Genomic DNA, 17,492 nt, shown 5'->3' on the forward strand with positions numbered 1-17,492 from the left:
CTTTTATGTAAAGAAAAAATTAAACCTATGCATTTGTAATATTTTGATATTTCAAAATACAAGTTATTATATATATAATAATGGAGGTTTTATGATAAGAATAATTTTATTAGTGTTTCTTATTTTTTCTTTTTCAAGTTATGCAGAAGTGAGTGTATATGATTGTAATTTGATAGTTGAAAATATAGAAATTGAGAAAGCAATAGAAAAAGCACAATTATGTGTTGAAGAAGCTCAAAAACAAAACAGTGAGATAAACCAACTGAATCAAAAGTTTTTTAATGATATTGAGTCAGAAACAAGAAATACTTATCAATCTGCAATAAGTGTTTTTGGAATGTTTTTAAGTCTATTTATAGCAATAAAAATACTTATGACTGCTTATCAATTCAAGACAAAGTCCAACAGTAAAGAAACCTTAAAAGAGAACGTTATAGCCATTGTAGCGTCTTCTTTCATACTAACTGTTTTAGTTGAACAAGAGCAAATGAAGAATGCGATGTGTAGTGGCATAGTGAATTTGGCCACCTAATTAGAAATGATATAATCATTTCAGAATTAAATAGGTGTACATAATGACAAAACGTCCAAGAAAGAACTATAGCGCAACATACAAGTTAGAAGCCGCTCAGTTAGTCATTGAGCAAGGATACTCAATTACTGAAGCTTCCCAGGTTATGAACGTAAGTAAATCCGCGATGACTAAGTGGGTTCAGCAGCTAAAAGATGAGTTAAGTGGAGTGATGCCAGCGGCATCTCCCATCACTCCCGAACAAATAGAAATTCGCGAGTTAAAAAAGAAACTTGCTCGTCTCGAGGAGCATAATGAAATACTAAAAAAGGCTACGGCTCTGTTGATGTCAGACTCACTGAACAATTCGCATTAATAGATAAACTCAGGCAGAGCCACAGTATAAGCATTCTTTGTGAAACCTTTGGTATTCATCGGAGTAGTTATAAGTATTGGAAGGCAAAACCAAGAAATATTGACGGTGAATTATTAGAGCTATACTCAGAAGTTAAAGAAGTACATCGCATTAGTAATGGCTCTGCTGGGGCGAGAAGTATAGCAAAAATGGTATCCCAAAGAGGGATACCACTTAGCCGCTATCGTGCGACTAAGTTAATGAAATTGCTTAATTTAGTAAGCACGCAAATACCGAAGCATAATTATAAGAAAGCGGATCATGAGAGTATTATTGCCCCTAATTTATTGAAACGACAATTTGACGTTAAGCAACCAAATCAAATTTGGTGTGGTGATGTCACTTACATTTGGATTGGTACAAGGTGGGCTTATTTAGCTGTTGTTATTGACCTATTTTCACGAAAACCGATTGGTTGGTCATTGTCACTTTCACCTGATAGTAACCTTACAGCGAAAGCACTTTCAATAGCGTATGAATTACGAGGAAAACCATCAAATGTCATGTTCCATAGCGATCAAGGTTGCCACTATACAAGTTTAAAGTTCAGGCAAAAATTATGGCAATATCAAATAACTCAAAGCATGAGTCGTCGTGGTAATTGCTGGGATAATAGTCCAATGGAAAGATTCTTTAGAAGTTTAAAAAGTGAATGGGTTCCTAAGAATGGATATAAAAGTTTTGCTGAAGCAAAACATTCAATAACCAAATATATAATTGGTTACTTCAGTAATATCAGGCCTCATCAGCACAATGATGGATTACCACCTAACCTTGCAGAGCAACAATATTGGTTAGAATATAAAACGGTGGCCAGTTTTACTTGACCACTACAATAACAACGATTGGTAGTATGATTTATGCAAGTATATTAACGCCATTAGCCCTTTTAAACACATCTCTTATCGATACTGACAGTGTCAATTTCGAAGTTATCAAAGGCAATCAAACAGAGATCAGAGCGAAAGCGAAAGAGATTAGGAATCACTTAATCGAGAGTGAACTTTGTGCGCTCGAACAAAGACAAAAAAGCTTATCATTCTATGAGTTTGATGAAGCTGTGGCATACAACACAAACAAAGAATTAACGTGTTTTGACGACAATTTGACTGATTCATTTCAGAGTGGTCGTTCTCCCTTAAATCAATCGATACTGACCTGTTCTATCAACGATAGTGAGATTTATGCGGATTGTGGGAAGTTATACCTTCCAGAAAATTCAGATCAAGTAAAACAAACGATTTCAAATTATTCTGCAAGGCTCAATAATTGGTTAAGTAAGATGGATGGTTATGTTTGTAATGAGCTAACAGAGCAATATACACAAGAAAAGACACAATCTTTTTGTAAAGAGTTTAATAAAAACACTGCTGTATTTGAGATGAAAAGGAATGAATCTAAAATATCAAAGCTGTTAACAGAACAAGAAGTTTCTTTTGAATTGTTTATTGAGGATTTAGAAAATTCAATTTCAAAGGATCTAAAAGTTACTGGTTTAAATGAGGCAGTTGATTTACTGAGTGTGTTGGATCAAATATTCAGTCTATTTACTAGCAATTCAAACATAGAGAGTATAAATATAGCGTTGAACAATTACATAGAAAGCATTTACTTTACTAATCCATCTGTATTTAACCTTTTAACAAAAAATTATAGAGAAGAGTTAGACAGCAAACCAAATCAGATTGATAATGTTAACGATTATTTTAACTATACTAAATCGTTCACACTAGATTTACTAAAAGAAGACAGAAGTTTAAAAGACATTGTGTTAGACCAGTATAACTTCTTGAAAGATCCTAAACTGCTTGTCGGGTCGTATGCTGCTGAAAGCACGAGTGAAGGTTACAAGCTTAACACGAATGTTTTGAGGAGCATTCGTTCTGTATCTATCGACTTGGTAAAGGTTGGTGCAGGTTTGAAAATTTCAGCTAAAATCTCAGAAACCATATTACCTAGTGTTGTCTCAAAATTAATTTCAACGCTCGGTTCTGCTTTGATTGTTATTGGTTCGTTTGCTGTTTTGTCAATGATATTGCTAATAATTAAAGTTCTTTTCGATTTTATGCTGATCTTAGAAAGATTTATAATGTTACTGATTAATGTTGTTATTATGTTAATCACAAAAAAGAGACTTGATAATATAATCAATGACTTTTTAATTATGATGATGATCGGTTTTCGAACAGTTATATCTATATCATTCACGCTGATTGCTTCAACGTTTTTTATCTTCGTAATGATTATGATATTCGATTCTTTACTATCAACAAATTCAAGCATTCTTTATAATATTATTATGAATTGTGTGTTCGTTTTTGTTTCTTTCGTTACAGTGATAAAAATATACATTAGTGTTTCTAAAATAACTAGCGAGAAATTAAACATCCAAGAACGTGAGTTTAATTCTTCAAAAACATTATCAAACATTAGTAAAGTTATAGGTTAGTTGTTTTTAGAGTTATAAAATAAATTACTAAAAATTGTAATTTATTTTATAATTTGCATTGACAGTATTGTTTTTGATGATATATATATTTATATGTCCAAAAATAAAAACAAAGGAGTAACAAATGAGCTGTTTAGAAGTTGAATATAGAAAAATAATTAAAGAAGTAAATAATGCTGTTAAAGGTTTGAAAGGTTATGATCGAGCTATTGGTATCTGTGATTTTTTCGAAGAGCAAGGAGAGCATCCTCACGCTATTTATACGTTTAATCAAATGGCTATGAATAGAACATCAGACTATAAATTTGGGATAGAATTAAAAGATAGTATGGCTTACTTAGTAGCAACAAACAGACTAATTTAAGATATAGGGTTTAAAAACCCTTTTTTTACCAAAATTATATTAAATAAAAAGGAGATATAGATATGATAAGAAAAATAGTAACAACGGCTCTTTTGACGAGCATTTTCAGTTTCAATGCTTTTGCAGCAAGTGAAGAATTGACTTGTGAGAAATACAATCAAGAACTTTCAAAATATGGAACTTCTGAACTTGTGGGTAAAACATTAAAATCAGTAGATGAAAACGCAAAGGTAAAACGTATTAAGTTCTCAAATTACTACCATTTTATGTTTGAAGCTGACGGAGAACAAAAAACTTCAAGTTCGTTTCAAAATAGAGATAATGGGTTTGAGTTTATTTCAAAGAAAAGTGCAAAATTAAAAGGAAAGAAATTTGTTTTCACTGAGCTTGGTAATAACGAGTATGAACTTACAGTCTTCAAATTTTCAGGAAGAAAAACTAATGCAGATACTGGTAAAAAAGAATATGTGTATGAAAGACAGATAATGCTTTCGGAGAAAGGTAGTATTGTCTATGAGATAGACAATGAAGCGAAAGAGTTTGAATATTTTAACGTAGACAGTAGTTGCTTATAAAAACCAATAGACACAAAAAATTACACTCCTAAAAAGGGGTGGTGTTTTTTATTTAAAAAGATAGTGAATTACATATCACTATCTAATTAAAATGGCACATTTCCTCTCAACGCATTTTGACGAAGTGTTCTGAATTTTGGAATTATAATGAAAAACAATCCAAACAATCCAAATACTAACAGGAATGGTGAGTTGAAAATTACTGCACCACCAAAAATAATTGAAAGTCCTAATAGTAGTCTAAAATAAAAGTATATTAAATTCATAATGTGTCTCCTTAATTAAATAACCATCTAATTATAACAATAACAAATACATACATCAAGTATTATTAAATATTTAACGATTTAAACATTAACTGAAAAATAAGTTCTGCTGTTAAGTAAATACAATTTCAGAATATAAAAAACATATTGATCTATTTTTTGTTAAAATAATGATTCTTATTATTCATTAGACCAAATATTTAGGTTTTGTCAATTAAATATATAAAATAAATTACAACTTACCGTAATTTATTTAATTCAGCTCGATTTTTTCATTAAGCGTTTTTTTGTTTAATTGAAAAATGAGCAATCAACGACAGGCGATAGAAAAAAGATACTTCATAAAAAGTATCTTGATTTTGTTTAATAATCTTATTTGTGGCTGTAAGTTATTCCTGTGAAGTTTGGACTTATCTTTTCTAACTTCACTTGCAGTTTACCAGTTTTACTCATTGATAAGTTTAATGACCAACCGAAAACACGTAGATAATCAAGTAAAATATCGATAGAGAATTTGTCTGTTTTCTTTGCTAACAGATCAGAAACTCTGGGTTGAGACGCATTCAACATTTTACCAATCAGATCTTGATTGTATCTATTGATTTTCTTGATATGAATGATCTTATCCATAATTATGTATTTTATGTCTTGATTATCTTGTCTAATATCTTTTGCCTCTTTAACGTTCTCCATAATATATTCCTCGTGTTATTTAGATTGATTCTTGTATAACTTTATTAAACAATAAATATTATATATTTCAACACTTAGTATTTATTTGTTATTTCAAAAGCAACTGAAATACTTTGGTTAAGCCATTATTATTTTTTCTACAACAACGATATATATAAAAATATAAATACAAAAGATAACAGCATCGGGTCTTCGCCCGAAGTTTTTTAATTCTTAAAAAACGATTTCTGAACTTTTAAAATGGTTTAGGTGTGGTGAATCTAGAATGGCTCTTGCTCTTACCAGAAACGCTCTTTTGAACAAAGCTCTTGATTTTGGTTTTTCTTTTCTTCTTTTGATTGATTGAGTTCTGGTTTTTAGCTCGTGAAATTATTCCAATTTCACTTTCATAATAATATATTTCATAATGTAAGATGTTTTATAATATAGGGGGGGCTTTGATATTGTATCGAAGGGGGGGCTTTCGTATAGAATTGAGGGGGGGCTTTGATATTAATCTTATAATAAAGTTAATATTATTTTTAGTTTGCTATTGATTAATTAAATATAAATGATAATTTGTTTAAAGAAATAAAAAAAGCGCTTAAAAAAAAGCACTTTGTTTTAGAGACTTGACACAAAATTCTTAGCGAGAGTTTTTTGTCTTATACGAAAATATTACTATATCCATTCAAATTGTCAAGTCTCTAAGTTAAAATAATTAAGGAGACAATATGTCAATAACAAAACAAAATAAATACTTATTTTTACCATTTCAAATATTAACAACGAATTATGAAAGTAATACTTTCTTTGATTATGTGATTTTTAACGATTTTAAAGCTACAAAAATTGCATTTTACATATTACAAAAAGCACAATCAAAAGGGAATTATCTTAAAAATGGAAAAGATATCGATATAGAGTTTCATTTATCTGATTTGAAGAAGTTTTATGGGTTCAGTTCGACAACAAATGAAGAACTAAAAGAAATTATAGAAAGTTTGATTGACCATAAATTCGTTTTATACGTAAACGTTAGCAATAAAATTGTTACATGCACTATTGCAAAAGAGCTTTTGAATAGAACCAAAAAACAGAATCGAGACGTTAGAATATCTCTTGACGATATTAAGTCTGACAGGTGTCATAAGGTTATGTTTTTTAGGCTAAACGCCCGTTATTTCAACGGAGACGCACGAATCAATAGGTCTTTCATATTCAAGCTATTTAGACTAAAAGCAGACACAAAAACAGACAGAAAGAATCGTAAAAAGGATATCAAGAATCTATTAGTGAATAACGGCTTGTTCAAAGAGTATCAGGATTATCACTTTATGATTGAAGATAGTGAATACAGTAAAGAAGTAGAAAAAACAGAACGTTTACAAGATAACGTTGCAACAAGCGAAACAGACACAAATTACGCTCCTGAGCGTGAAACTGAGGCTGTTCACCAATCAACAGAGGTCGTGAGCCTAGTAACTCCTGAATCGTCTGGTTTTGGTGGTTTTACGGAGTATTACAACATATTCGATAAAATGAGAGTAGGGGAAAAATAATGAATCAATTTCAACAAAAAAGAGCTACACAAGAAGCACAGAAAAAAATTGAGAATGGTGAAAGTCTAAGCATACAAGAATGCTTACTTGTTACTGATTTTAACAGCGTTTTTCTTACAGGTGATAAGCTTAAAAGGCTTTACCAGGTCATTTCTAAAATGGATGATGATCATAAGAATCTGATTGCTGAATTTTCTAAATCACAAGATTCAATTCATTTCTTGAAGAATGAGCTTGAAGGTGCAAACGCAGAGATTGACTATTACTTTAAGTTCCAATCTGCGCTGATTGAACAAAATGAGCTTCTTGATGAAAAAGACAATGAGATCGCAGAACTAAAAAGAAAATTAAAAGAATGTTCTTGATTTATCAATCAACATCGTTTTTCTGTTATAGACAATGATATCTTAAATTATTTCACTTGCTCAAAATAAAAATATGTTTTAGATTTGATTAAATGAAATTGTTTACCGAATCAACAAGGAACACGCTATGACCTCTGAGAATGTCATTGAACTACCAAATCTTACAGAAACTGAAGAACTACACATTGCATTAAAAGTTATGCGTGGCAAACGTTCAGTAAGAAAATTTGTCGAAGAACACGGATTTGACGTTCTTGAATCTTGTAAAAATGTTATTGACCAAGTCGTGATTGAACAGCTTGAAGAAATTTCACGTGAAGAAGAAAAGCGTAAAAATCATGAAGCTGCCATTCAGACTGCTGCACAAGGCTATATTGAAGCTATGAAAGCTGCTGGCGTTGAAGTGTCAATGGATGAAGCTCTCTCTGCTTTAACTGGTGTTAACTCTGATAGTTCAGTTATTCCCCGTAAACGCACAGCCACTAAGTCAACTGGTTCGCCTCGTCCGCCTCGTAAACAGTTTTCTTTCTTTATTGGTGGTGAAATTATTAAGCGTGGACTTACAAATATTTCAGGTGAAATTAGAGATGAAATGAAATTAAAAGGTTATACGGAACAATGGATGCTCATTGCGCCTGAATCAGCAGATGATTTCATTGATTACGCACCGTCTCAGCCGAAATTAAAAATTCAAATCGAGTCAATCAAGGCTTTTTTTGCAAAAAATAGTAATGGACAGCAAGAAGACTCTGAGCCAGTAGCATTAGGCTCAAAAGTTGAGTATTCACTTGCTCTTGATATCGAAACAGCAAAAGACAAATTCGATATAGAAATGACAGAAGATTTCATTTTTGAAGGTAGCTCTGACCAGTTATCTTCTGATCAAGAAAAGCTACTGATTGCTATCTCTGCTGATGACACCGTTGAAGGTGGAATTGAAGCGATTGAAGCACTGAATTAATCAGTCAATACTCCAAAAGAAGAAGCCACTCAAATGAGTGGCTTTTTTGTTTAGGTCGAAACATAAACATTCTCTATTCCTTGATCTCAGAGTAAGCGTAATGCTTTTTTAACTATGCTACATTATCTAAATCAATAATGGTCGATTCGCATAGATCAAAATCTCTTAAATGTTGTTCTTTCAGAATATCTATTGCTTTGTGCTTTTTGAAATATTCTGCTTTCTCTCGAAAGTTTATCATGAACACTTTTTCCTTTTCTCGTTGTTTATTTAAGTGCCAAACAGTTGTTGGTATTGCAGTTTCAGAGAATATTTTTGGTGGAAGCGCAATAACACAATCCATTAAGTTTTTATCAAAGACCTTCGTTCTGACTGGCATTGTAGCATTTGTATAATTACAACCTTCTGGCAGTATCATAAAACATTCACCTTTGTCAGTCATTAAATCCATTGCTGAAAGAATAAATGCTGATTCACAATCTTTCTTGTTTGGCAATATTTCGCTAAATCGATTTTGGTCACGATTTTCTTTCGCATAATCAAATCCATAATCATTTAGTCCAAATGGAGGATTCAGGATCAATAAGTCCTTTTTTGCTTCACCCAATGTTTCAAATTTTTGACGACTTCCATTAGATTGAAAAACCTTGTTCAATGGTTTTTTCCAGTCTTTAATCACATGGTTGTTCGTGATTAACAGGTCAAGGTTAAATGACTGTATGCAATGAACATTGTAATTCGCTAATACTTGTAAAAATGCAACTTTTGCCATTATTTCGTCTAAATCATTCAAGTGAAGTGTTAATGTTGGTCTTACTGAAAAGTTTTGTAAAGGCATTATTTTTCCACCAAATTTCACAGTATTACGAGCTTGTGTTTTAGCAAGCATTACCAATCCGTTTACACCTGTTCCACAAGAATAATCTAACGCTTCCAGATAATCTGCTTTGGTCAGGAGTAGGGCAGATACTGAGGCAGGAGTCATAAACTGACCTAACCGCTTATTAAGATACCCAATCTCAACCGCTACTTGCTCTAAAACGTCTTCGAAAGGATACTTTTTAACTGTGTTTAGATAGATTTCGTCTAACTTTGTGTAAGGTTTAATGTTTGTAATTACGTCAAATCTTTCTTCAACAAATAGCTCAAATGCTCGCTGTTTTCTAATACCTTTTTTATCTGCAATTCTGATTATAGCTTTTAATAATTTTTTCATAGTCAATCTCCAATGTTAGTTGAAATGGCTATGTTTAAATGCTCTTCCTAAGCGTTTAAACTTAACCATTTTTCTTTATACTGCTAATTTAAATACTTTATTTTCGTTAATTCGTATTTCAGCTATATCGAAATATTCAGGATCAATTTCTGAACCAATGAAATTTCGATCAGTTTCTAAGGCTGCAATAGAAGAACTGCCTGAACCTACAAATGGGTCTAAAACCAAATCTCCTTCGTTGCTCGAGTTTTCGATCAGCAACTTATTTAGTTCAACTGGTTTTTCAGTCGGGTGAGACTTATTGCCTATAATGTTATTTATTTCGATTACTGATTTCGTCCCCATATTGTTAATGTTTTTTGCGTTCCCTTTTCGAAACATAACAACGAACTCACAGTTTTTCATATAGTATTTATTGGGTGTTGCATTTTGTTTTTTCCAGACGATAAGACTTTGAAATTTAAAACCGACTCTTTCAGCTTCATTTATTAGATTGTTCAAGTTTCTGTCGTTCACCATAATGTATACGTGAGTTTTGTTTTTCATAACTCTAAAAGCTTCACTTAACCAATCTTTAAACTCGATTTTGTTATGTTTGAAAAAGCTTCCTGTTTTGATTAGTCCAGTGTTACTGCCGTTTTTGTTTAACCACTTTCGTTTTAAATCATTGTCTGAAATACTTATTTTATTAAAGACACCAGTTGGTTCATTTGCGGCTTTTTTTACCTTACAACCACCTGACGCAATCTTATAAGGTGGATCAGTTACTAATAAGTCTACGCTCTCGTCTTTTATAGTTTTAAACAGGTTTAAGCAGTCTTGGTTGTGTATTTTTATTTTTGTCATATGTATTTCCTTTTTTAAGTTAATTGTTAATGTTTTTTATACTAATTCTTGCTTCGTGTGCATTAAGAAATCTTGATTCATTTGCATAAAACCATTTGTTTTATAGAGGAATATGTCTAATTCATTAATCAAGTGATTCAGTTCTACGAAAAGGTTGTAATCTTGATCTTTACACATATCCTTTATTTGATTTACTATGTCTTCGCAAAAAAATATGTTTTCTTTTATAGTCATGTAGCTACAATATATATTCCTTATTTTTTCGTCTTTCTGATTAATCACTAAAAACTGAGCCATTACCTTTTCCTCATGTCTTAATTCAAAAACTTCAATGTCACATTCAAAGTCATGTTTCCAAAAATAACTTATTACATTATCAATATCTTGTTTAGTAAATTCATTATTCTCAGACACTTTGTTTGAAAGTATTTCGTTGATCTTTGATTTGTCATTTTTGCTTAGGTATACTTTAAATATCCCTTTACATGAACCAATTAGCTTTTCATTTTTCATATTTTTTTCCTCTTTTAGTTTGATTGTTTATTTGTGTTTTGTTAGTTATATATTTCTTCATAAAAATCTACTTGTAACGCATTGTTGAAAAAATCAAGACAGTAACGTGTTTCTAAAAACTCCCAAAAAAATCCGATATCAATTTCTATTGAATCGTCAGGTATTGAGTCCACGATCAAACCTTTTTGTCTCAATTCGTTCATGCTGATTTTATTCTGTTCACTTAAAACGATAAATGCAAAATCGAAGTTATGGTTCTCTCTTATCGAAGATAGTATTGAATCTAAATCGAGACTTAATGTTATAATATATTTAAGATAATATTCCTCTATTACTTTAAAGTGATATCTTTTTTCATTAAATGCTTCAAATGTATAAAACGGTATTTGTTTTTCCATAATTATCTCCTCTTGTTTGTTTATGCAGCGATTTTAAAATGTGGTTTTGTTATAGATTCTAATTCAATTAACACTTGTGTAAGACATACAAGCTTTGCTTCTTCGAGAAGTTCAGAACGATTTGTCATTATGTAATAGTGTTTGTTTTTGTTGATAAGTTCAGACAAGACAGCATAAAGAACATACATTGTTGTTTGAATGTCATTAGACACAGACAAGTATTGATTTACTATTTCAAAGCTTATTGTTTTTTCATTGTCTGTATAAGTATCAGCACAAGATTCAATTTCACTCCAAATCAGTTTGCAGTAAAAAGAATTGGTTTCTTTAAACGCTGTGATTAAAGCTACTGTGAATTGTTCAATTTGTTTTTTGTCCACAACCTGTCTATAAATAACATTTATAGTTTGATTGTAGTTATTTGGAAGGACTGTGTTTTTGTATGAACGTAAGATCTCGCAAGTCGTTATAGACTTGTAATCTTCATTGCTTTGTTCGAATTTTAAGAAGTGATTGATTGAATCAGTTACGTTTTCAATTAATGTTTCTGTTTTTTGTTTTTCCATTTGTTTACCCTTTTAGTTAGGATAAACAAAATAACGTCTCCAATTTATTATTACAGTTATAAAATCATTCTCTTTTTACGCAGAAAGTTTGATTGTTAATAATTCCTTTTTGTTTCTATTGTCATTTTGTTTATCGATTAATTGTTCTTAGTGAACGAGATATACTCTAGAATAATTAAATTAAAAGTACAAGTGCTTTATTTTGCTAATTTTAAAGCAAGTTGTTGTTTTAAAAAAGAAAGAATTCACATTGTTTACGTAAGTTATTGATATTTGATGTTTAATCATTTCTTTGATTTTTAAAAGAATTAAAATATTTAATTAATCGATTTTTAAAAAAATAATAAAATGTGATCTGGTTATCATTTATTTTTGTGGTTTGTTTTTAAATAATGAATATTTCCTTGAATAATTAAAAAGACCTTATTAAAAATATTTTGTTTTACGGTGAAATTTTGTTTTTAATAATTATTTGTTTCGATTCCACAAAAGTAATATTGTTTTTGTGCAACAAACTTATCAGATCCAACTTATTTATTAAATCCAATTTAATAAATATTTCTTTGTGTTCTAATTACTCTAATATGACGTATTGGATTCTTTGTTCTGTTTTCAATTTCATTAGCAGTGTCATTGGATCAAGAGGGTATTGGTCAGCTACAAACTCATTGCTTGAGCTTTTGAAGAAAATCGAGCCTTTGAGTATTAGACCAAGAAAGGGGACTAGCAGTTGATATGTGCCGAATGGCGAAGTCAAATGACTCACTCAGTCCATCTGTCATAATCTTGTCGCATTTACAGTATGCCTACAGACATAACTTAATGTGAGATAAAATCAAACAAGATAATCAGATTTAGTAGAAAATGTGTAGTGTGATCAGGTAGGTAAAGTAATATATGCAAAGCAAATCACAACAAACAGTATCGTATAAAGTAATATGCGTCACATCGTATTTATATAGAGTAAAACCCCGTGTATCGACAAAAGCTACCTCTACGGCTCAACGAGATTAATGAGTTACTTACTCCGTCTACAAAACACCTGCGAGAGCCTGAAAAGGTTCTAAATTATAGAAAGCACCAAGAAGCCGAATATCTAGCCGAAATTCTGTGGAAGTTGGAGCTTAAAGGCCGCACATTGAATCGCAAACTCTTAAGCAAACTTCATTCGGGTGAACAGAAATGGCCTGATGAGCAAGGCAACTACGTATCAATAGCTGAACCTGAGTTTGAATTTGAAGTGCTAGAAAAGTTGGGGTTAATATATTTTGAAAATGACTGGGTTAACCTCACGACAAGAAACCTACCTGAATTTTCAGAAGTAGATGGCTCATTAGTTCCAGTGCTGAGATTTTTAGAAAATATCAATCAGATACTTACAGGCAAGTCAGAGCAGTCAAAACTACAGCAGCTCAAACTCCAAATTAGTATAAATAATTTTGATGAAATCGTAGGGGGAGAGTGGGACACATTCACTGAGCATAAAGTTGGATTAACATTAGAAAACAAACATTACAGTGTAACTATTGATGGAAACGGTTGGGATACCGAAGCCCTACTAAATCAATATTTCTGGAACGTTTTTTTAGATTCTGAAAACTTTGAAAAAGATACTAAGCATTTTTTTGCTCTTAATACTCTTTTTCCTGAAGTATTTAAATTTCCTCACTTGGAGCTGTACGACAGAAACAACCTTGACAATGCCAAATTGTTAGCAAAAGAAAGCGTAAATACCTCATTTCTACTTAAATGTACGTTATCTGAGTTTGTGACGTTAGAAGAAACGATTAGAAAGTTCACTGATAATCTCTACGGTTCGTCAAATGGAGAGGAAGAGCCGATAAAGTTAAATCTCTCACAGGTGCTCGAATATTATGAATCACTTCAAAGCCAAGATTATGAAGTAGAAAGATATCTGATACAGATGCAGTCATATTCATACTACTACCGTTTTTTAAGAAGCGTTGGCCATTGTGCTTTAACTCAACTGGCTTCCAATAACGTCCATATTGATAACATTAGTAGTTATGTTGATGGCACTCTGAAAGAGTTTTTATCGCTTGTTAACCAATACCCTTTATTGAAGTTCTATTTATTACACGAATTGCATACTATCAATAATGATTATCCACTGTATTTACTGTCTAATCCAAATTTTTATCAAAGTGGCTATGAGATGGTGAAAAATAAAATAAGCAATAAATATGGGCTTCGTAATGAAAGTGATATTTTAATTTCAAAAAATTTTATTAAATTGATCGCAGAAACATGTATATCATCAGCGATTAATAATGATGAGCTACCTAAACTTTCAATTTTCTTATGTAATATAATAAAAAGTGGTAATGTTAAAGATAATAAAGAATATAGTATAGACTACAATTTATTTGATGAGGTTTTTAATCAATTAACAACTGATGTGAAAATTTTTGTGATAGATAATTGTTTAAATTATTTAGAAAGTATAGAGCCAGATATGGAAAGAAATCAATCTTCATTATATTTTATGTTTTATTTATTGGATATGGTTTGTGAAGTAAAGTCAAATCGTGATGTGGACGTTTTATATATAAAAGTAAATGATTTGATTTTTAGAAACTATAAAGCTTATTTTGAAAAAGGTTTGAACTCTAACGGCTATTCATTAGATAAAGACAAATTTTATGATTTATTATCTTGGAAAAATCTATCTGACAAGCTCTGTAAAGAAATGTTAGCACTTCAACCTAGAAAGTTGGAGTTATATAAAAAGTTAAGTAAAGTTAACGAATTTAACAAAGTTCAGTTTGCAAATTGTATGTCAAACTACCTACAAATACTCAATTGCCTTGTAAAGGTAAACAGCGAGTCTAGGAAAAAATTAATTTCACGTATTGGTGATCTTGTTGTTGATTTCGGATTTGAATGCGAAGATTATAGCTATCCGCTAGTTTATGATACGTATAAGAGTTCATTCAAAGAAGACTATGATTTGTTAGTCGCTATATCAAAGAACTTCAAGCATTACGATGAGCCTGATTTTAGACGACTTATTGATAGTGTGGTTGATATTGCCCCCTTATCATCAATGCTTTTACTTCTCGAAAATTCTCAATCTCAGAGTAGGAAGTTTTATATACAGAATCAAATAGATAACCAGAGTTATGAGTCAGATGAAGAGGGTATCACCAGTTTAGAATCAGCTTATCATTCGGCAATAATGACTAATAATCTTGATCTTGCAAAACTAACATTATCTCAGTCAAAACGATTTTTTGACGGTCATCGTTGGAAAGAAAACATCGAAGTTAAAGTAATGATTTATCAGTGGGATATTTTTGAATATAAGTTTGAATTACTCTCAGTTTTAAACTCTGATCAGCCACTAGCTGATAAAGAAAAAGCAATCAAACAACTAATTTGTCCAAAACCAAGTTCTGAAATTTGCAATCACCATAAAGGTAAGGCTTGGAAGAATGAAGGTGAACTATTTGAGCGTTATATTTTAGGGCTTGTTTTATTCAATGAAAACCCTGAAAAAGCAACAAAAATTTTTGAGTTTTTAAAAAAAGAATATCCTAATACAATTTTCCCTCATCTTTATTTTATATCCAATATTAAGTGGTTAGAGACAAAATCTTCGACTATTAATGAGTTCAAACTAGCAATTAAAGATTATGAAGATTCTATATCTAATTTTAATTTAGATAGTTTGTCGATAGGAAATAAAGCTGATTATTTATCAGCTTTATATCTATCAGAACAGTATACAAAAGTAGAACGATTATGTGACTCTCTAGATATAGTTGAAAGATCATACAAACCCATTGCTCTTTCTTACTGTCGTTCTCTTCAAAAAAATGGAAATGATAACAAAGCTAAACAATTTATTGATAACTATAAACTCTATCACGGACTGGATATCTTAGATGAAGAGTTTACCAAAGAAGTGGAAAATATTGATTCATCAATTTTAGAGAGGTTTGATGATTCAATAAGTAAAAAGATTAAGTATCAGTTCATTATTGGGCAAAAAGATAATGATGAATTAAGAACGATTTTTAACGAAATCCGACTTGCACCAGTTAACGACTTATCTGAAATTCTTCCTAGAAGAAAGTTAGACAAAGACAACTTTCTATATGACGAGATATTGGCTTGTGCAAAAGTCATTCGATCACGAGTAAAAAACCTAGAGGTTGAGATTACAAAAAATAATGAAAACCTTATCAATTCTTGGATAGTCTCAATTTTCAATGCCAGACTGAGCCGTTTCGGAATTTCGATAGATGAGCAGAAGTTCATTGGGGAGTCTAATACTAAAACACCTAAAACTTCAGGCTCTGCTGACGGTGTGATTATGGGTCAAACAAATGAACAACTGGCATTGTTTGAGGGGTTAAACCTTAACACTGTTTCTACTTCAACTATTGACTCACATTATGACAAACTTAATAAATATGACCTGATAGGTTTGTCACCAATGTTTCTTGTGTCGTACTGTTATTTTAAGAATGACTTTAGTTCGTGTGTTGATGATTATATCGAGCACGTCGAAACTAAAGATTACTATGATTTTGATCGTCCAGATGACCACAAATTAGAAGTCCTTTCTAAAACAAGCACCAAGCATTTAGTTACAGCATTAGAATATAGAAATCGTGGAGATCAAAGAATTGCTATCTATCACATTCTTATCGATATGAAGCTTCCATCTCAAGAAAAAAACTAAAAGTCATATGCCGCTAAATTAGCGGCATTTTTTATTGTACAACATCTGCTTCATTGTATGCTTTTGTGTCCCACAAAGGCACTGTAGAGAGGCTGTGCTTGAAGCTACTTAGTGTAAGAAAGATAGAATGGGGTTTATTCTAAGTCCTTGCTACTAAGTATTTAAATATTATTCTGGGGAGTTATGAGCTGATTTTCTATAGTATTGGTAATGGTTTTCACATCTTTTATTGTGGGAAATGGACCTAATGATACAATTGTTCGAGTGAGATTTATAAGTAACAGATAATTATTTTCTTTAGGTCTGTTTACACGTGAGACAATACGCATCGTTAATGTCGCATATTGCACCCTCCGAAAAGTCGTTAATTATAATTCGAACATTAGTTCAAAAAAGATAAAGAATCAGCTCGATAGTTTGTTTTTATTGTAGCTCTAATAAGCACAGTGTATAGTATCTTAAATTTCATATAGGAACGTATTGAAACTATGAAAACACTATTTATTTCTTATAGTTGGGAAGGCGAAGAGCATGACAAATGGGTTGAAAATCTAGCGCATTCGCTCGACCAATTTCCCGACATTCATGTGATTTGGGACAAGTATGACCTTAACTCAGTTAAAGATAAGAACTTCTTCATGGAGAAAGGAGTCTTCTCAGCAGATTTTATGCTTGTCGTCGCTACTGAAACTTATGTAAAAAAAGCAAATATACGTGAAGGCGGAGTCGGAATTGAAACATTCATGAATGTTTCAAGGCACTGGGAGCATTTACAAGATGAGCAAAAACAAAGTACTACATCTTTAGTTATTCTCAGAGATAAAGGGCAGGTTCCCAACTATCTGCAAGGACATTTGTATATAGATTTTACAGATGATTCAAAATTCGACCAAAGTTTAGAAAAATTGTTAGAACAAGTTAATAATTCTGGTCTAGTTGCAAGACCTAAGAAAGTGAGCCAACTGTCATCAACTAAAAAAAAAATTATCGTCTAACCAAAGCAGATGAGCTAATTGCAATTTCTACCCCCTCAAGAAAAGTTTTGATCTCCGAATCAGAAGGTACGGATTTCTCGCTAAATCAAAGAATAAAATTTGAAGTA

Annotated in this window: 16 protein-coding genes; 10 read left to right on the top strand and 6 right to left on the bottom strand. The window is 31.4% G+C overall.

Translation table 11 applies throughout. From position 1 onward, the window contains the following. Positions 1 to 91 precede the first annotated feature (91 nt). From ACU5DF_RS01395 to ACU5DF_RS01415, 5 genes are all read left to right on the top strand, one after another. Complete coding sequence (locus tag ACU5DF_RS01395; RefSeq protein WP_446711517.1) at positions 92 to 532, top strand: hypothetical protein; 441 nt, start codon at positions 92 to 94, stop codon at positions 530 to 532. Positions 533 to 575: 43 nt separating this feature from the next. Further along, a protein-coding gene (locus ACU5DF_RS01400) for an IS3 family transposase (protein WP_446711485.1) occupies positions 576 to 1,753 on the top strand; the annotation gives its coding sequence in 2 pieces (ribosomal slippage) (positions 576 to 843 and positions 843 to 1,753; 1,179 coding nt in all). Positions 1,754 to 1,779: 26 nt separating this feature from the next. Further along, positions 1,780 to 3,375: a hypothetical protein gene (locus tag ACU5DF_RS01405; protein WP_446711518.1), complete on the top strand. Its 1,596-nt coding sequence runs from the start codon at positions 1,780 to 1,782 to the stop codon at positions 3,373 to 3,375. A 124-nt stretch (positions 3,376 to 3,499) separates the two neighbouring features. Then, a complete protein-coding gene (locus ACU5DF_RS01410) occupies positions 3,500 to 3,739 on the top strand; it encodes a hypothetical protein (RefSeq protein WP_446711519.1) in 240 nt (79 codons plus the stop codon). A gap of 62 nt (positions 3,740 to 3,801) precedes the next feature. Next, the gene (locus ACU5DF_RS01415; RefSeq protein WP_446711520.1) at positions 3,802 to 4,314 is read left to right on the top strand and encodes a hypothetical protein; all 513 of its coding nucleotides are present in this window, start codon (positions 3,802 to 3,804) and stop codon (positions 4,312 to 4,314) included. Between the two features lie 638 nt (positions 4,315 to 4,952). Here the strand turns inward: ACU5DF_RS01415 and ACU5DF_RS01420 are convergent. Further along, entirely contained in the window at positions 4,953 to 5,273 is a 321-nt protein-coding gene (locus tag ACU5DF_RS01420) for an XRE family transcriptional regulator (protein WP_446711521.1), read from the bottom strand. A gap of 713 nt (positions 5,274 to 5,986) precedes the next feature. Between ACU5DF_RS01420 and ACU5DF_RS01425 the strand changes: the two genes are divergently transcribed. From ACU5DF_RS01425 to ACU5DF_RS01435, 3 genes are all read left to right on the top strand, one after another. Beyond that, positions 5,987 to 6,814: a hypothetical protein gene (locus ACU5DF_RS01425; RefSeq protein ID WP_446711522.1), complete on the top strand. Its 828-nt coding sequence runs from the start codon at positions 5,987 to 5,989 to the stop codon at positions 6,812 to 6,814. Further along, positions 6,814 to 7,179: a hypothetical protein gene (locus tag ACU5DF_RS01430; RefSeq protein ID WP_446711523.1), complete on the top strand. Its 366-nt coding sequence runs from the start codon at positions 6,814 to 6,816 to the stop codon at positions 7,177 to 7,179. Before ACU5DF_RS01425 ends, ACU5DF_RS01430 begins: the two co-directional genes overlap by 1 nt. A 127-nt stretch (positions 7,180 to 7,306) precedes the next feature. Further along, positions 7,307 to 8,140 carry an H-NS family histone-like protein gene (locus ACU5DF_RS01435; RefSeq protein ID WP_168786341.1) on the top strand — a complete coding sequence of 278 codons (834 nt, stop codon included), beginning with the start codon at positions 7,307 to 7,309 and terminating at the stop codon, positions 8,138 to 8,140. Positions 8,141 to 8,252: 112 nt separating this feature from the next. On the opposite strand, the gene ACU5DF_RS01440 is transcribed toward ACU5DF_RS01435, so the two are convergent. The 5 genes from ACU5DF_RS01440 to ACU5DF_RS01460 form a co-directional block, all read right to left on the bottom strand. Next, positions 8,253 to 9,356, bottom strand: a complete 1,104-nt coding sequence (locus ACU5DF_RS01440; RefSeq protein ID WP_446711524.1) for an HsdM family class I SAM-dependent methyltransferase — start codon at positions 9,354 to 9,356, stop codon at positions 8,253 to 8,255. A 75-nt stretch (positions 9,357 to 9,431) separates the two neighbouring features. Next, positions 9,432 to 10,202 (bottom strand): DNA-methyltransferase, encoded by a 771-nt coding sequence (locus ACU5DF_RS01445; protein ID WP_446711525.1) that lies wholly within the window; start codon positions 10,200 to 10,202, stop codon positions 9,432 to 9,434. 36 nt (positions 10,203 to 10,238) lie between these two features. Further along, positions 10,239 to 10,715 carry a hypothetical protein gene (locus tag ACU5DF_RS01450; RefSeq protein ID WP_446711526.1) on the bottom strand — a complete coding sequence of 159 codons (477 nt, stop codon included), beginning with the start codon at positions 10,713 to 10,715 and terminating at the stop codon, positions 10,239 to 10,241. A gap of 41 nt (positions 10,716 to 10,756) precedes the next feature. After that, complete coding sequence (locus ACU5DF_RS01455; RefSeq protein WP_446711527.1) at positions 10,757 to 11,113, bottom strand: hypothetical protein; 357 nt, start codon at positions 11,111 to 11,113, stop codon at positions 10,757 to 10,759. A 20-nt stretch (positions 11,114 to 11,133) separates the two neighbouring features. Beyond that, positions 11,134 to 11,679 (bottom strand): hypothetical protein, encoded by a 546-nt coding sequence (locus ACU5DF_RS01460; protein ID WP_446711528.1) that lies wholly within the window; start codon positions 11,677 to 11,679, stop codon positions 11,134 to 11,136. Positions 11,680 to 12,652: 973 nt separating this feature from the next. Here ACU5DF_RS01460 and ACU5DF_RS01465 point away from each other — a divergent pair. Both ACU5DF_RS01465 and ACU5DF_RS01470 read left to right on the top strand, forming a co-directional pair. After that, positions 12,653 to 16,390 (top strand): hypothetical protein, encoded by a 3,738-nt coding sequence (locus ACU5DF_RS01465; RefSeq protein ID WP_446711529.1) that lies wholly within the window; start codon positions 12,653 to 12,655, stop codon positions 16,388 to 16,390. A 488-nt stretch (positions 16,391 to 16,878) separates the two neighbouring features. Beyond that, positions 16,879 to 17,385, top strand: coding sequence for a toll/interleukin-1 receptor domain-containing protein (locus ACU5DF_RS01470; RefSeq protein ID WP_446711530.1), 507 nt, complete (start codon positions 16,879 to 16,881; stop codon positions 17,383 to 17,385). The last annotated feature ends 107 nt before the right edge of the window (positions 17,386 to 17,492 follow it).

The organism is Aliivibrio wodanis (assembly GCF_052920805.1).